Genomic DNA, 15522 nt, shown 5'->3' with positions numbered 1-15522 from the left:
AGGTGCAAGCGGATTAGAGCTCGACGCCCGTGGTGCGCATGATCTCGGCGCGGAGTTCGGGTAGGCCCTCGCCCTTCTCGGCGGAGGTGACGATGACCGCGGGATAGGCGGCGGGGCGTTTGGAGATGCCCTTCAGGGTAGCGGCCTGAACCTTCTCCGCCTCGCCCTTCTTCAGCTTGTCGGCCTTGGTCAGGACGATCTGATAGCTGACCGCGGCGAGATCGAGGGCGTCCAGCGCCTCGTCGTCGACCTTCTTGAGTCCGTGGCGGGCGTCGATCAGCAGATAGACCCGCTTCAGGGTGACGCGGCCGCGCAGATAGTCCCGGCCGAGGTCCTGGAATTTCTTCACCGTCGACTTCGAGGCCTTGGCCCAGCCGTAGCCGGGCAGGTCGACCAGACGCATCCGGCCGTCGAGATCGAAGAAATTGACCTCGCGCGTGCGGCCCGGCTCATTCGAGGCCCGGGCCAGCTTGTGCATGCCGACCAGCCCGTTGATCAGGCTCGACTTGCCGACGTTGGAACGGCCCGCGAAGGCGATCTCGGGCAGGTCCGGATCGGGCAGTTGCTCGATCTTGGCGCACCCCATGACGAAGGTGGCGGGGCGCGCGAACAGGATGCGCGCCTGCTCCAGTTCCTCGGGCGTGAAGTCGTCCAACTCAGGCTTTCTTGAAGCGCGCGAGGAAGGTGTCGATCGGGTTCTCGGCCTTCAGGCGGTGCATGATGATGTACTGCTGCAGGACGGTCAGGATGTTCGACCACGCCCAATAGATCAGCAGGCCTGCTGGGAAGGTGGCCATGATGAAGGTGAACACCACCGGCATGAACTGGAAGATGCGGCGCTGCATCGGATCGGGCGCAGGCGGGCTCATCGACATCTGCAGCCACATGGTCAGGCCATAGAAGATGGCGAGGACGCTGAGCGCGAAGGTGCCTGCGAGATAGGGTCCGATCAGCGGCGTCGTCGCGGGATCCCACGGCAGAAGGCCGAACAGGTTCCAGACGGTGGTCGGGTCCGGCGCCGAGAGGTCGCGGATCCAGCCGAAGAAGGGCTGGTGACGCATCTCGATGGTCACGAAGAGCATCTTGTAGACAGCGTAGAAGACCGGGATCTGGAGCAGCAGCGGCAGGCAGCCGGCCAGCGGATTGATCTTCTCCCGCTGGTAGAGGGCCATGACCTCCTGCTGTTGCTTCTGCGGATCGTCGGCGTGCTTCTTCTTGATCTCCTCCATCTTGGGCTGGAGGTTCCGCATCTTCGACATGCTCGCATAGCTCTTGTTGGCGAGCGGGAACATGATCAGGCGGACCGTCAGCGTCAGCGCCAGGATGGCGAGGCCGAAATTGCCCAGGATGCCGTAGAAGAACTCGATGACGAGGAAGATCGGGCGCGTCAGGAAGAACAGGAAGCCCCAGTCGATCGCATAGACGAAGCGCGGCAGGCCGAGCGACTTCTCGTAGCCCGACAGGATCTCGTTGCGCTTGGCCCCGGCGAAGAGACGCTGGGTCTCGGTCACCTGGGTGTTGGGCTGGATGGTGCGGGCGGCGCCCAGCATGCCGGCGGAGTGGATGTCGTAGCGGGCGGCGTCTCGGACGCGGAACTCGGCGCTGATCTTCTCGCCCTGCGGGGGGATCAGGGCGGCGAGCCAGTATTTGTCGGTGATGCCGAGCCAGCCGCCGGTCGACTCATGCTTGTCGGACGGCTTCTTGGCCCAGGCCTTGTATTTCAGCTGGGTGGTCGAATAGGCCTCGCCGTCGCCGAAGGTGCCGATGGCGCCCTCGTGCAGGACCTGGGTGCGGCCCAGATGCTCCGGCACGCCCTGGCGCTGGACGCTGGCGGCGGGGGCGATGGTCACGGCCTGGGCGCTGAAGTTGGCGACCGTGTCGGCGACGGTGAACATATACTGCTCGTCGACGCTGATCCGGCGGGTGAAGCGCAGGCCCGCGCCGTTGTCCCACGTCAGGATCACGGGCGTCGTCGGCGTCAGGGTCGAGCCCTGCGTCAGCCGCCACGGAGTGTTGGGGCCGGGAACGCCGCCCGGAACATTGGGGCCGCTCCAGCCGAACTGGGCGTAGAAGGCGTGCTTCATGCCCTCGGGGCGGAACAGCTCGACGGCCGGAGAGTCCTTGTCGATGGTCTCGCGGTAGCGGGTCAGGAACAGGTCGTCGATGCGGCCGCCGGTCAGCGACAGCGAGCCCGTCAGGGTGCCGCTGCGGATCGGCACGCGCGCGCCTTGGCCGAGCGCGACGGTGCGATCCTCGGTGAAGACCGCAGCGCTGGGCGACGGGGAGGTGTTCGAGGCGGGGGCCACGGTCGATTCAGCCGCCGCGGCTTGCTGGGCGGCGCGGCGCTTCTGGGCCTGCGGCTCCATCACGAAAACGCTGTAGGCCAGCAGCATGATCGCCGCGATCACAAGGAAGACGATCGTGTTGCGGCTGTTATTCTGGGGGGGCATGAAGGTCAGTGGTCCTGGCCGGCGGGCGATGTCGGTGCGTGGCGCGCGACAGCAGGCGCCGACCGCGGGGTCGCGAGCCTTGTAAGCGCCGATTTCACATCGTCAAGCAAACGGTCCCACGGGCGGTCGGCGGTGCCCATCCGGGCGATGAAGACGTAGTCGCTGCCGGGCCGCGCCAGCTGCGGCGCAAGCGTACGGGCGGCCTCCCTGAGGCGGCGTTTGGCGCGGTTGCGGATGACGGCGTTGCCGACCTTTCGAGTGGCGGTGAAGCCCAGCCGGACGGTCGTGTCGTCGTCGGCGCGATCCAGCCGCTGGACCACCACGGCGCCCCGGGCCTCTGAAACGCCTTTCGCGGCCGCCAGAAACTGGGGCCGCGACTTCAGGCGTTCGATTTTGAACGGTTCGGCCATGCGCCCAGCACAGGCGCCGGACGACTTAGGCCGTCAGGCGCTTGCGGCCCTTGGCGCGACGACGCGCAACAATCTTCTGTCCGTTCTTGGTGGCCATCCGCGAACGGAAGCCGTGACGGCGCTTGCGCACGAGTCGCGACGGCTGATAGGTCCGCTTCACGGTCGGCTCCTGGGACTGAAAACAAAGGGTGGCGGCGGAAAGTGGTCCGTCGCGGGAAGGGCGGGCGTATAAGCGGGGAAGCCCGAGGTGTCAACGCCGCGAGCCCCGCCAGCGGAGAGACGATGCACCGGCTGAAACGCTTCCTGCCCCTCATCGCGCTGGGATGCGTGATCGTACTGATCTTCGCCATGGGTTGGAACCGCTACCTGTCGCTCGACACCCTGCGCGATCACGGCCAGACCTTCCGCGAATTCACGGCCCAGAACTATGTCCTGAGCCTGCTGATCCTGATGCTGCTGTTCGCGACCCTGACCGCGAGCGTGGTGCCGGGCGTCTTCTTCGTCACCATCACCGCCGGCTATCTGTTCGGGCCATGGGTGGGCGGCGTGTCGACCTCGATCGCGGCCACCGCCGGGGCGCTGGTCGTCTATGCCGTGACGCGCTCGGCCTGGGGCGACGCGCTGCGCAAGAAGGCGGAGCGCGACAAGGGGCTGATGCAGAAGGTCTGCACGGCCATCGACAAGGATACGTTCTGGTATGTGCTGGCCTCGCGGCTGGCCGTCGTGGTGCCCTTCCACATGATCAATGTGGCGGCCGGGATCATGGCGGTGCGGCTGGGTCCCTACACGATCGCCACCGTGATCGGCCTGCTGCCGGCGCACATCATCTACTGCTGGATCGGGGCAAGGCTGAATACCCTGCTGGTCAACGATCCGGACCCGGACTTTCAGGCCCTGTTCAACCAGTTCTGGGCGCCGATGGCGGGGGTGTTCGTGCTGGCGGTGGTCCTGCCCTTCGCCATGAAGGCGGCGCAGGCCGCGCTGAAGCGGGGGCGGGCGTGAGCAACGCAGCCATTGGCCCAAGCTTTGCGTTAGCGAAGGCATGAGCGAGGCGCGGCCCCTTTTGAGCGACGTCCGGCGCGGCCTGCGCCTGCCCGCGGACTGGCGCGAGCGGCTGCGTTTTAATGCCCCCGATCAGCTGGCGTGGCGTTTGCTGCTGCTGACCTTCGTGTTCACGGCGGTGGTCGAGGTGCTGATCGTCGCGCCCAGCGCCGCCAGCTTCCACGAGCGCTGGTTGCTGGACCGGTTGCAGTCGGCGGAACTGGCGTCGGTCGGCGTCGAGGCCCTGCCCTATTCCGCCGTCGAGGACGATGTCGCGGAACAACTGCTGGCCATCGGCGGGGTGCAGGCGGTCGTGGTCGGGGACCAGGGGGTCCGCCGGCTGTTGCTGCAGGCGCCGAACCTGCCGCGTACGCCCGATCTGATCGACCTGCGCCGCAGTCGCCCGGTGGCCCGGATACTCGACCCCTGGCGGACCCTCTTCGGCCATCCGGACCGCTCCATTCGGGTGCAGGCCCGGCCGCGATATCGATCCGGCGACTTCATCGAGATCCTGGCCCCGGCCCAGCCGCTGAAGACCGAACTTCGGGCCTTCCTGCTGAACAGCCTGCTGATGTCCCTGCTGATCTCGCTGGTGGCCGGGGGATTGCTGTACGGCGGTCTCGCCTTCCTCGTGCTGCAGCCGTTGCGGCGCGTGACGCGCGCCATCGAGCATTTCGCGCTCGATCCCGAGGCCGAGGGCGATCCACCCAGCGATCGGCACGACGAGATCGGACGGGTCGAGCGCGAACTGGCCCGGATGCAGGACGAGGTGCGCCAGTCGCTACGCTCGCGCGCCCGGCTGGTGGCGCTGGGCGAGGCGGTGGCGAAGATCAATCACGACCTGCGCAACATGCTCACCTCGGCCCAGATCGCTTCGGAGCGACTGGCCGACTCGCCGGACCCGATCGTGGCCCAAGCCCTGCCGCGTCTGGAGCGGGCGCTCGGCCGGGCCGCCGCCCTGTCGCGCAACGTGCTGGAATACGGCCGCAGCGAGGAGCCCGAGCCGCAGCGTCGCCGCTTCGCCCTCGCGCCCGCCGTGGCCGTGGCGGCGGAGGATTCCGGTCTGGCGGAGGAGGGCGTGAAGCTGGCGAAATCGATCCCGGCCCGCTTCACGGTTCACGCCGACCCGGACCAGCTGCATAGAATCCTCGTCAATCTGATGCGCAACGCCCGGCAGGCCATCGAGGGCGACGCGACCCGCGTCGGGCGCAAGGGTCTGGTCAAGGTCAGCGCGGCTCACGAAGGCGGTCAGACCGTCGTCCGCATCGCCGACAACGGGCCCGGCATTCCGCCGCGCCTGTCCGATCAGCTGTTCGAGCCGTTCGTCAGCGGCCGAAGCTCGGACGGCACCGGCTTGGGGCTGACCATCTCGCGTGAACTGGCGGTCAGCCATGGCGGTGAGCTGGCGTTGATCGACACCGGGCCGGAGGGCACGACCTTCGAACTTCGCCTGCCGGACTAATGGCGGCGCCAAATGGCGGGATCGGCGTTATCTCTCCCTGATCGCCGCCGGACAGTCTGTCCGCCGGCCCCGACTGTTCAAAGGAGCCCGTGATGACCCGTCCGAGCCTGATCGCCGCCGCCGCCCTGACTCTCGCCGCAGCGCCCGTCTTCGCCCAGTCCGCCCAGCAGACCGCCAGCGCCTCCGCCGGCAGCGTTCAGCCGGGTTCGCAGGAATGGCTGCGGGTGCGGGGCGAAATGTACAACCGGGCTCCGGATTCCGAGCAGAACCCCGCCGAGGTCGAGGCGACGGCGCGGCTGAACGCCGAGATCGCCGCGCGCAACGCCGCCGCCGAGCAGTCGGAGATGGACGGGCAGTCCGCCTATGAGCAGGAGAACGCCCGCTGGCAGGCGGAGACCTCGAAGATCGAGACCCAGCGCGCCCAGTGGGAGGCGGATACCGCCGCCGCGGACGCCGCCCGCGCCCAGTGGGAGCGCGACCGCGCCGCCTGGGAAGCCGAGATGGACGCCTGCCGGCGTTCGGGCCGCGTCTGCATCAGCGCTCCGCCGCAAGGCTACTGAGTCCCAAGCGTTGCGGAGCGGCGGCGCGCGTGAGACGGTCCCCGGGCCGCCTTCCGGGGATCGCCGCCATGTCCGACACCGTCGCCGACCCGCCTGCAGTAGCCGTCGCGCCGGCGGCTGAGGCTCACGCCGACCGCGTTCTGCCGGGCGGGCGCGTCGACACGTGGCGGCACCCGACGACCGTTCGCGTCAGCCACTGGCTCAACGTCATCGCCGTGATCGTCCTGCTGATGAGCGGGCTGAACATCCTGGCCGCGCATCCGCACCTCTACTGGGGCCTTCGCTCGACCTTCGCCGAGCCGTGGATCAACACGCCCCGGGTCCCGGACTGGCTGATGATCCCGCAGGCGCGGAACCTGGCCCAGGCGCGCAACTGGCATTTCCTGTTCGCCTGGGTGTTCGTGGTCAACGGCCTGATCTACCTCTCGTGGAGCCTTTTGACCGGCCGGTTCCGGCGCAGGCTGCTGCCGACCGGGGCGGACCTGCGCGGGTTCTGGCCGTCAGTGGTTGAGCACGCCCGCTTCCACTTCCCGACCGACGACCACGCCCGGGCCTACAACGTCATTCAGAAGCTCACCTATATGGCGATGGTGCTGGTGGTGCTGCCGCTGATGCTGGTCACGGGCCTGTCGATGTCGCCGGGGTTCAATGCCATCGGCGGGGTGCTTCTGGAGATCATGGGCGGACGCCAGTCGGCGCGGACGCTGCATTTCATCTCGGCGGGGCTGATCGTCGGCTTCATCGTGGTGCATGTCGGGCTGGTGATCTGGACCGGCTTCTTCAACAACATGCGGTCGATGATCACCGGCTGGTTCGTCATTCAGCCGGAGGGCTCGACGGCAGGGCCGAAGCTGCGTCGAAACAAGGACGAGGGAGAGGCGCCATGAACCGTCGTCGCTGGCTGGCCGGCGCGCTGGCGACCGCGGGGACTGCCATGCTGTCCGCCTGCAATCAGGCCGGCACGGCGCTTGCCGAACAGGCGCGGCGGATGGGCGAGGGGCTGACGCGCCGGGCCCAGCGGCTGGTCGTTCCGCGCGACGCTCTGGCCCCGACCTACAGCCGGGCTGAGATCTCGCCGGACTTCAAGGCGAACGGGTCCATCGACCCCGCGGCCGCCGACTACCGGGCGCTGAAGGCGGGCGGGTTCGCGGGCTACCGGCTGGTCGTGGACGGGCTGGTCGAGCGGCCCCTGTCGCTGAGCCTGGCGGACCTGCGCAGGCGGCCGGCGCAGAGCCAGATCACCAAGCACGACTGCGTCGAGGGCTGGACCTCGATCGGCGAATGGACCGGTGTGCGGCTGGAGACGCTGCTGGAAGAGGCGGGGCTGAAGCCGTCGGCGAAGTATATCGTCTTCCACTGTTTCGACGCCCTTGATCAGCAGGAGGACGGCGACCGGTATTACGAAAGCATCGATCTGGTCGACGCCCGGCATCCTCAGACCATCCTCGCCTACGACATGAACGGCGAGGTCCTGCCGGTCCCGCACGGCGCGCCGCTGAGGCTGAGAGTCGAGCGCCAGCTGGGATACAAGCACGCCAAATACATTCGCCGGATCGAGGCGGTGGAGAGCTTCGCCCATCTCGGCGGAGGCAAGGGCGGATACTGGGAAGACCGGGGATACGAGTGGTTCGCGGGCATCTGACGCGGCGGTCTCTGGGGCTGGCGGCGGGAGCGGTGCTGCTGGCGCCCCGCAGGGCGAGCGCCCGCGACAAATACAGGCCGCAGATCGTCGAGACCGGCTCGGGACCGGTGCGCCTGCATTGGGACGTGGCGCAGGCGCAGGCGTCGGGCCGCTCGCCCGTCCTGCGCGCGCTCGGCATTCCCTATGGCGCCGATACGGGGCCGAGGCGCTTCCTGCCGCCGGTCCCGCCGGCACGGTGGACCGACCCATTCGAGGCCGACGCCTATGGCCCCGCCTCGCCGCAGCGGGGGAACGAGGCGAACCAGTCCGAGGACTGCCTGAGGCTGAACGTCTGGTCGCCCGCCAACCTCGGGCGGCGGCCGGTGATCGTCTACATCCACGGCGGGGCCTATTCGACGGGCTCGGGGTCCAGTCCCCTGACGGAGGGAGCCCGGCTGGCGGCGGGGGGCGATGTGGTGGTCGTCACGGTCAACCACCGGCTGGGACCACTGGGCTATGCCTCACTGGGACGGCTGGCGCCCGGGTTCGAGGACAGCGGCAATCTGGGGCAGCTGGATCTGGTGCTGGCGCTGCAGTGGGTGCGGGACAACATCGCGGGCTTCGGGGGCGACCCGGGGTGCGTCACCGTGGTGGGCCAGTCGGGGGGCGGGGCCAAGATCGCGACCCTGATGGCCATGCCCGCGGCGGCGGGGCTGTTCCACCGGGCGGTGACCATGAGCGGGCAGCAGGTGACGGCGTCCGGGCCGCTGAACGCGACCCGCCGGGCGGAGGTCTGGGTGGAGGCGCTGGGGCTGACGCCGGAGCGGATCGAGGAGGTTCGGACCCTGCCCGTCGAGCGGCTGATTGAGGCGGCGGGAGCGACCGATCCGATCCTCGGCGGCTCACTGTATTTTGGGCCGGTGCTGGACGGGCGCAGCCTGGAGCGGCATCCGTTCTGGCCCGACGCCCCGGCCCAGTCGGCCCACATTCCGATGATGATCGGCAATACGCGGGAGGAGACTCTGGCCTTCCTCGGCGGCGATCCCGCCAATACAGGACTGACGTGGGAGACGCTGCCGGGGCGGCTGACGCCGTCGCAGATGCGGATCGATGTGGCCCCGGAAGAGGTCGTGGCCTGGTACCGCCGCGAGCATCCGGAGATGACGCCCGATCAGGTGCTGATCCGGGCGACGACGGCGGCGCGCTCCTGGCGGGCGGCGGTGATCGAGGCGGAGATGCGAGCGGCGCAGGGAGCGCCGGCGTATGTCTATCAGCTGGACTGGGCCTCCCGCATGCCGAACGGGCTGACGGGAGCGTTCCACACCTCGGATATCCCTCTAATGCTCGACAACGTCGAGGTGGCGGAGTCAGCGTCTCACAACGCTTTGGCTGCGCTCATGGCGATCATCATGAGCGAGGCTCTGCTGGCCTTCGCACGCACAGGCGATCCCAACCACGATCTTCTGCCGCGCTGGACGCCCTATTCGCTCGAGCGCCGCGAGACGATGATCATGGACGTGGCGGCGGGGATGGAGAACGACCCGCGCGGCGACGAGCGGCGCTTCTTCGGGCGGATTCCCTACATCCAGCCCGGGACCTGACTCAGGCCTCCGCCCCCTCTGCAGCCCGCTTCTTCATCATGGCGTCGAAGCTGTCCCAGACGCCGGCGGCGCCGTGCCAGGAGCCCTTGGTGGCGGCCTTGGAGTATTCGGTGGCGCGGGCCTCGAAGAAGTTGGCGTGCTCGACGCCCGACAGCATCGACTGCAGCCACGGCAGCGGGTTTTCCTTGGTGCCGTAGATTTCGGGCAGGTGCAGCTGGCGCAGGCGCCAGTCGGCGATGAAGCGGATGTACTGTTTGATGTCGTCCGGCGTCATGCCGTTCACCGGGCCCATTTCGAAGGCCAGGTCGATGAAGCGATCCTCCATCTCGACCACAGTGCGGCAGCATTCGACGATGTCGGCGGCCACGGCCGGGGTCACCGCACCCGTCTCCTTGTTGAAGGCATGGTACAGCTTGATGATGCCCTCGCAGTGCAGGCTCTCGTCGCGGACCGACCAGCTGACGATCTGGCCCATGCCCTTCATCTTGTTCTGGCGCGGGAAGTTCATCAGCATCGCGAACGAGGCGAACAGCTGCAGGCCTTCGGAGAAGCCTCCGAACATGGCCAGCGTCCGGGCGATGTCGGCGTTCGTCTCGACCCCGAACTTGCCCATGAAGTCATGCTTGTCGCGCATGGCCTCGTATTCCATGAAGGCGCCGAACTCGCTCTCGGGCATGCCGATGGTCTCGAGCAGCAGGGCGTAGGCGGCGATGTGGATGGTCTCCATGTTGCCGAAGCTGGCCAGCATCATCTTGACCTCGGTCGGTTTGAACACCCGACCGTATTTCTCCATGTAATTGTCCTGCACCTCGATGTCGGCTTGGGTGAAGAAGCGGAAGATCTGCGTCAGCAGATTGCGTTCGCTGTCGGTCAGATTGACCGCCCAGTCCTTCATGTCCTCGCCCAGCGGCACCTCTTCAGGCATCCAGTGGACCTGCTGCTGCTTCTTCCACATGTCGAACGCCCACGGATAGCGGAACGGCTTGTAGGCGGCCGAGGCGGTCAGAAGACCGGGCGTCGAGGACAGGATGGGGGCGTGCGCGTTCATCGAAGCAACTCTGTCGGCGAATCCGGAAGGTGATGTTCACCATGCGGGCGGACGGGCTCGGCGCCAAGCCGAAATGCGGCTATATTGCGATCACTTTTTCCGCGACCGCTAGATGTGGTAGGCGCGCCGCAGTCTTCTGGGGAGAAGCTGGGGACGGATGAACGGCCAAGTTTGGCACTGTTTCGCCAATTCGGAGTGCCAACAGTGCCAAGCCTCCCCATCGGTCAGCCCCCGGTTCCGGCGGGATCGACGCCGATGTCGTCATTGACCCCGGCCAGAATGGCGGCGCGCAGATAGTCCTGGCGGCGGAACGGCCGGCCCTCGCTGTCGATCCGGTCGCCAGTCTGCTCAAGAGACTGGACCAATCGCATCCACACCACCGCCTCAGCCGGCTTCGACAGGGCGGCGGCCTCCGCAGCCCTGCGGAAGGCGAACTGTCGCAGATGCTTCTGGTCCGGATCGATCAGCAGACGGACCTGGTCGTCGCAGACCGCCCGTTCGACATCTGCGAGTTCGGGGAACTGCTCGATCGCCGCCTCGCGGGTGAGCCCGCCCGCGGTCCAGGCGTCGAACTCCGGGGCTGGTTGATCCGCCCGGCGCCAGCCCTCGACGGCGGCGCGGCGGCGCAGGGTGCGGAGGGGCAGGCCGTAGCGTTCGGCGACGACGGGCGCGGAGCAGCCGGCCAGATAGTCGTCCCGGGCGACGGTCCAGAGATCGGAAGGCGGGGCGGGGTTTTCAGGGTCAGAGGTCATGCCGCCATCTTAAGGGCGACGCTTCCTGCGGCGCGTTCGTGACGCTGGCCGGCACGAAATGCTGTTTCAGAACAACGAAACCGGTCCCAAAAGTATGGAGACAGAGCGCGGAATGTAAGCAGAGTTTTACGGGTATCGCCGTGAACAATTCGCCCAAGGCGGGCTTATGCCGCTCGCCGGAAATCTCGCGGGCGCCGTCGCGCGTTAGGGCGCAGAGATGACCGGGAGGAGATCCGGATGACCTACACAGTTTATGGAGCGGCGGGTTCGGGGTCGGTTCCGGTGGAGGCGGCGCTGACCTTGATCGGGGCGCCGTTCGAGGTGGTCGAGGCGGTGACCTGGGAAGGCGAGGCGGAGAGGGCCAAGGTCGCGGCGGTCAATCCGATGCGGCAGATCCCGGCGCTGGTGACCCCCGAGGGCGAGACGATCACCGAGAGCGCGGCCATCCTGATCTGGCTGGCCGAGCGGCATCCGGAGGCGGCGCTGGGGCCCGAGCCGTGCGATCCGCGGCGCGCGCAGTTCCTGCGCTGGATGACCTTCGTCCCGGCCTCGATCTATTCCATGTACTGGGTCCGCGACGTGCCGAGCCGGCTGGCGGGCGAGGACGAGGCTGCGCAGGCGGAGCTGCTGCGCCGGTCGGCGGAGCGGATCGCCGAATGCTGGGGCCGGATGGAGAGCCAGATCCGGCCGGACCGCTTCCTGCTGGGCCCCGAACTGACGGTGCTGGACCTGTATGTCGCGGTGGCGAGTCGCTGGACGCCGCACCGGGCGCGGTTTCACCAGGTCGCGCCGCGCATGGGGGAGGTGGTGCGGCGGGTCGACGCCCTGCCGGAGCTACGCGACTTCTGGGCCCGGCGTTTTCCGTTCGAAGGCAACTATACGGGCTAGGCGCGGACGGAACCGCCCGCCAACCGCGACCGTTTCCAGACCCTCTCCACCCGAAGGGTCCGCACCATGTCAGACACCGTCGCCGACCCGAGCTTCCATCCGCCGGAAGAGGCGGTCGCCTTTTACGACGAGGCGCTGAGGCTGCTGAAGGAGAGCGGCATCCCCTTCCTGTTGTCGGGCACCTATGCGGTGACGGCCTATACGGGCATCCGGCGGCCGACCAAGGATCTGGACGTGTTCTGCAAGCCGGGCGACTACCCCCGCATCCTCGCCTTCTTCCAGCAGCGTGGATACCGCACGGATGTCGAGGACGAGCGCTGGATCGCCAAGGTCTGGAAGGGCGAGCATTTCTTCGACGTGATCTTCGCCATGTCGAACGGGACCATCGCGGTGAACGACAGCTGGTTCGGCAAGGATACCATCGACGTCTACGGCCACACCGTCGGCATCACGCCACCGACGGCGCTGATCCTGTCCAAGGTCTTCATCCAGGACCGCTACCGCTACGACGGGGCGGACGTGAACCACGTGATCCTGAAGCAGTCGGAGGCGATCGACTGGAAGTCCCTGCTGGACCAGATGGACCTGTACTGGGAGGTGCTGATGTCGCACCTGCTCAATTTCCGCTTCGCCTATCCGACCGAGCGGGACCGGGTGCCGAGTTGGTTGATGACGGAGCTGACCGAGCGGCTGCACGCCCAGGTCAATCTGCCCGCGCCGCGGGTGAAGGTCTGCCGGGGGCGGCTGTTCAGCCCGCGCGACTACATCGCCGACATCACGGAATGGGGCTTTGGCGACATCGTCGGCAAGGGGCTGGAGGAGCGGCATGAATCCACCCACTGAGGTCAGGGGGCGCTATGCTCGCGACGCGGTCGCTCGCGGCTTGAGCGCCGAGGTTGGGCTCCATGCTCGCTGCGCGCGGGTGGCGCGATGACGGACCTTCCTGTCGATCCGCAGACGCCGCAGCCGGGGCTGGAGCCGGGACCGGCGAAGCGGCTGAGGGTGGCGGCGGTCGGCGACCTGCACGTGGGCGAGACTCACGACCGTCCGCACCGCGAGCTGTTCGAGCGGGTGCACGAGGACGCGGACGTGCTGTGCCTGTGCGGCGACCTGACCAATTTCGGCAAGACGCGCGAGGTCGAAATCCTGCTGGAGGACATCCGCGCCTGCAAGATTCCGATGGTCGGGGTGCTGGGCAATCACGAGCACGAATGCGGCCAGCCCGAGCACGTGACCAAGCTGATGTGCGACGCCGGCGTGAAGATGCTGACCGGGCAGGCGTTCGAGATCGAGGGCGTCGGTTTCGCCGGCGGCAAGGGCTTCGTCGGCGGCTTCGGCCGCTACATGCTGAGCCCGTTCGGCGAGGCCTCGATCAAGAGCTTCGTGCAGGAGGCGGTCGAGGACGCCAACGCCATCGAGAACTCCATCCGCATGCTGCGCACCGAGCGGTCGGTGGTGCTGCTGCACTACTCCCCCGTGGTCGACACGGTCATGGGCGAACCGCCGGAGATTCATCCGTTCCTCGGCTCGTCACGGCTGGGCGAGACTATCGACCGCTACGACAACGTCTCGCTGGTGGTGCACGGCCACGCCCACCGGGGCCAGCCGGAGGGCAAGACCCACAAGGGGACGCCGGTCTACAACGTCGCCCTGCCGGTGCTGCGGACACTCGGCGACAAGCCGTATCGGGTGTTCGAGGTCTAGCCCGCCAACAGGACCCACAGACCGGTCGCGGCGAAGCCCGCGGCCGCCGCCATGCGGATCCATTTCAGCGGCAGTTTGCGGGCCGCCGCCTCGCCAAGCAGGACGGCCGGGCCGTTGACCAGCATCATGCCGAGGGTCGAGCCGGCCACGACCAGCGGCAGTGACTGGAACTGGGCGGCGAGCATGGCGGTGGCGACCTGGGTCTTGTCGCCCATTTCGATGACGAAGAAGGCGGCGGCGGTGGTCCAGAACACGCCGGCGAAGGTCCTTTCGGTGGTGTCCGGCTGTTCGTCGAAGCGGTCGGGGATCAGGGCCCAGGCGGCGAAGCCGAGGAAGGCGAGGCCGACGACCCAGCGCACCCACTCGCCGTGCATGAAAGCGGCCAGCACCGTTCCGGCGAGGGCGGCGAAGGCGTGGTTGGCGAGGGTGGCGGCGAGGATGCCGAGCAGGATGGGCAGCGGGCGGCGCCAGGCCGCGGCCAGCATGATGGCCAGCAGCATGGTCTTGTCCCCGATCTCCGCGATTGAGACGAGGCCGGTCGATATGAGGAAGGCGTCCAACTTTACTTCGTGCGCGGAGCCTCGGCGGACAGACCTGTGGCGTTCGCAGCCGGGCTCCGCGTGGAAATCCCCTGCGAATGCCAGCGGTCTTGCCGTGCCTGGCAGGGTCCTGTCGCTCGCGCCGCGGGCGATCGCTGCTTGAGGACGGAACCTCGAGGAGCCGATGGGACACTGGAGACTTTCCGCGCCATCCTCTCCGGGAGAGGAAGTGTGTTGACGCGAACCCCGCTGGGATATGCGGGCGGCTACTCCCCGATGACGGGGCGCTCTCTAACGGGGGCGGGACGCCGGTGCAAGCCTAGCTGAAGGCGACGAAGATCAGGGCCACGACGGTGACGTCGACGGAGCGGGCGAGGAAGGTCAGCATGGCGGCGGTCCCGGACGGAGGCGTTTGCGCCTGTCGTCAGCAAGGACCGTGCCGCGGGATCAGATGTCGGTGTCGGTCGCCTTGCCGGGCTTGGGACGACGTTCGGCGGCGCCGGAGTACGCATTGCCGAGATAGGTGGAGCGGGCGGCGTCCAGCACCGGCGGGCCGCCCTTGAGGCCGCGGCGCTGGCCCGACTGGCCGATCACCTGGGCGGCGAAGGCGGCGGGCGAGGCGTCGGCGGGCGGCGTGGGGGCAGGTCTTGCCGGGGCCTCGGCAGGCTCTGCGGGAAACTCGACGGGGACCAGGTCGCGCGAGGTCGAGGCGGCGCGGCGCTCGGCGGCCCGGCGGTCGGCCTCGCGGCGTTCGTCGCGACGCTGAACGGGGCCGACCGGGCGGACCTCGTCGCCCATGATCAGCCGCCCTTGCCGGGAGGCTGGGCCAGTTTGTCGAGCTGGGTGCGCATTTCGTCCATCTGGCGGCGCATCTCGGCCAGCGGATCGGCGGCGGGCTGTTCCGGCGGGGCGGCGGCGGGACGGGCGGCGGCGGCGGCGTTGAAGCCGGGCCACATCTTCATGGCGTCGGCGAACAGCGCCATGTTGCGCTTGACCGCCTCGTCCAGCAGGCCGGCGCCCGGCGCGGCCCCGAAGGCTTTCGAGAACTGGCCGCGCATCTGCTCCTGCTGGCGGGCGAAGCTGTCGAGCGACATTTCGAGGTAGCTGGGCAGGACGCCCTGCATCTGGCCGCCGTAGAAGCCGATCAGCTGGCGCAGGAACTGGACGGGCAGCAGCGCCTCGCCGCGGCTCTCTTCCTCGAAGATGATCTGGGTCAGGATCTGGCGGGTCAGGTCGTCGTTGGTCTTGGCGTCATAGACCACGAACTCGGCGCCCTCGCGCACCATGCGGGCGAGATCCTCAAGCGTGACATAGGCGGAGGTGGCGGTGTTGTAGAGCCGCCGGTTGGCGTATTTCTTGATGACGACGGTTTCGCCGGCTCCGGACTTCTTGTCGGCCACGCGCGGTCCCCGATCCTGTTGCAACGCCGCACTATGCTGCGCTGCG

18 protein-coding genes and 1 riboswitch are annotated in these 15522 nt (G+C 68.1%); of the genes, 9 read left to right on the top strand and 9 right to left on the bottom strand.

Going from position 1 to position 15522, the window contains the following annotated elements; translation table 11 throughout:
* Positions 1–13: 13 nt before the first annotated feature.
* From yihA to rpmH, 4 genes are read right to left on the bottom strand one after another with little or no spacing between them, the layout of a single operon-like run.
* Positions 14–655 carry a ribosome biogenesis GTP-binding protein YihA/YsxC gene (yihA, locus tag GGQ87_RS03305; protein WP_168045276.1) on the bottom strand — a complete coding sequence of 214 codons (642 nt, stop codon included), beginning with the start codon at positions 653–655 and terminating at the stop codon, positions 14–16.
* Position 656: 1 nt separating this feature from the next.
* Positions 657–2450, bottom strand: coding sequence for a membrane protein insertase YidC (gene yidC, locus GGQ87_RS03300; protein WP_168045275.1), 1794 nt, complete (start codon positions 2448–2450; stop codon positions 657–659).
* A gap of 5 nt (positions 2451–2455) precedes the next feature.
* Positions 2456–2860, bottom strand: coding sequence for a ribonuclease P protein component (rnpA, locus tag GGQ87_RS03295; RefSeq protein WP_168045274.1), 405 nt, complete (start codon positions 2858–2860; stop codon positions 2456–2458).
* Between the two features lie 25 nt (positions 2861–2885).
* The gene (gene rpmH / locus GGQ87_RS03290; RefSeq protein ID WP_003164000.1) at positions 2886–3020 is read right to left on the bottom strand and encodes a 50S ribosomal protein L34; all 135 of its coding nucleotides are present in this window, start codon (positions 3018–3020) and stop codon (positions 2886–2888) included.
* Between the two features lie 122 nt (positions 3021–3142).
* On the opposite strand from rpmH, the gene GGQ87_RS03285 reads away from it, so the two are divergent.
* From GGQ87_RS03285 to GGQ87_RS03260, 6 genes are all read left to right on the top strand, one after another.
* On the top strand, positions 3143–3862 hold the full coding sequence (locus tag GGQ87_RS03285) for a TVP38/TMEM64 family protein (protein ID WP_168045273.1): 720 nt from the start codon (positions 3143–3145) through the stop codon (positions 3860–3862).
* A gap of 61 nt (positions 3863–3923) precedes the next feature.
* Positions 3924–5363, top strand: coding sequence for a sensor histidine kinase (locus GGQ87_RS03280; RefSeq protein WP_245161406.1), 1440 nt, complete (start codon positions 3924–3926; stop codon positions 5361–5363).
* A 92-nt stretch (positions 5364–5455) separates the two neighbouring features.
* Positions 5456–5923, top strand: a complete 468-nt coding sequence (locus tag GGQ87_RS03275; protein ID WP_168045271.1) for a cell wall hydrolase — start codon at positions 5456–5458, stop codon at positions 5921–5923.
* Between the two features lie 68 nt (positions 5924–5991).
* A complete protein-coding gene (locus GGQ87_RS03270; protein WP_168045270.1) occupies positions 5992–6810 on the top strand; it encodes a cytochrome b/b6 domain-containing protein in 819 nt (272 codons plus the stop codon).
* Positions 6807–7565, top strand: a complete 759-nt coding sequence (locus GGQ87_RS03265) for a molybdopterin-dependent oxidoreductase (protein ID WP_168045269.1) — start codon at positions 6807–6809, stop codon at positions 7563–7565. The genes GGQ87_RS03270 and GGQ87_RS03265 overlap by 4 nt, the downstream gene beginning before the upstream one ends.
* Positions 7547–9145, top strand: coding sequence for a carboxylesterase/lipase family protein (locus tag GGQ87_RS03260; RefSeq protein WP_342448289.1), 1599 nt, complete (start codon positions 7547–7549; stop codon positions 9143–9145). Before GGQ87_RS03265 ends, GGQ87_RS03260 begins: the two co-directional genes overlap by 19 nt.
* Position 9146: 1 nt before the next feature.
* Here the strand turns inward: GGQ87_RS03260 and GGQ87_RS03255 are convergent, their stop codons facing one another.
* Positions 9147–10193, bottom strand: a complete 1047-nt coding sequence (locus tag GGQ87_RS03255) for a ribonucleotide-diphosphate reductase subunit beta (protein ID WP_168045268.1) — start codon at positions 10191–10193, stop codon at positions 9147–9149.
* 224 nt (positions 10194–10417) lie between these two features.
* Positions 10418–10945: a hypothetical protein gene (locus GGQ87_RS03250; protein ID WP_168045267.1), complete on the bottom strand. Its 528-nt coding sequence runs from the start codon at positions 10943–10945 to the stop codon at positions 10418–10420.
* A 237-nt stretch (positions 10946–11182) separates the two neighbouring features.
* Here GGQ87_RS03250 and GGQ87_RS03245 point away from each other — a divergent pair, with 237 nt between their 5' ends.
* The 3 genes from GGQ87_RS03245 (at position 11183) to GGQ87_RS03235 (ending at position 13537) form a co-directional block, all read left to right on the top strand.
* Entirely contained in the window at positions 11183–11833 is a 651-nt protein-coding gene (locus GGQ87_RS03245; RefSeq protein WP_209282385.1) for a glutathione S-transferase family protein, read from the top strand.
* Between the two features lie 66 nt (positions 11834–11899).
* Positions 11900–12676 carry a nucleotidyltransferase family protein gene (locus GGQ87_RS03240; protein WP_168045266.1) on the top strand — a complete coding sequence of 259 codons (777 nt, stop codon included), beginning with the start codon at positions 11900–11902 and terminating at the stop codon, positions 12674–12676.
* Positions 12677–12763: 87 nt separating this feature from the next.
* Positions 12764–13537 carry a metallophosphoesterase family protein gene (locus GGQ87_RS03235; protein ID WP_168045265.1) on the top strand — a complete coding sequence of 258 codons (774 nt, stop codon included), beginning with the start codon at positions 12764–12766 and terminating at the stop codon, positions 13535–13537.
* Here GGQ87_RS03235 and GGQ87_RS03230 read toward each other — a convergent pair.
* From GGQ87_RS03230 to phaR, 3 genes are all read right to left on the bottom strand, one after another.
* Positions 13534–14097, bottom strand: coding sequence for a TMEM165/GDT1 family protein (locus GGQ87_RS03230; protein ID WP_168045264.1), 564 nt, complete (start codon positions 14095–14097; stop codon positions 13534–13536). The genes GGQ87_RS03235 and GGQ87_RS03230 overlap by 4 nt on opposite strands.
* Positions 14098–14244: 147 nt before the next feature.
* Positions 14245–14363: riboswitch (yybP-ykoY riboswitch) on the bottom strand.
* A gap of 160 nt (positions 14364–14523) precedes the next feature.
* Positions 14524–14874, bottom strand: coding sequence for a hypothetical protein (locus GGQ87_RS03225; RefSeq protein WP_168045263.1), 351 nt, complete (start codon positions 14872–14874; stop codon positions 14524–14526).
* 2 nt (positions 14875–14876) lie between these two features.
* Complete coding sequence (gene phaR / locus GGQ87_RS03220; RefSeq protein ID WP_168045262.1) at positions 14877–15476, bottom strand: polyhydroxyalkanoate synthesis repressor PhaR; 600 nt, start codon at positions 15474–15476, stop codon at positions 14877–14879.
* Positions 15477–15522: the final 46 nt, after the last annotated feature.

Origin of the sequence: Brevundimonas alba, assembly GCF_011927945.1 — a bacterium.
GTDB lineage: Bacteria > Pseudomonadota > Alphaproteobacteria > Caulobacterales > Caulobacteraceae > Brevundimonas > Brevundimonas alba.
Note: the sequence above shows the minus strand (reverse complement) of the source record. Positions and strands in the feature narration are given on the sequence as shown.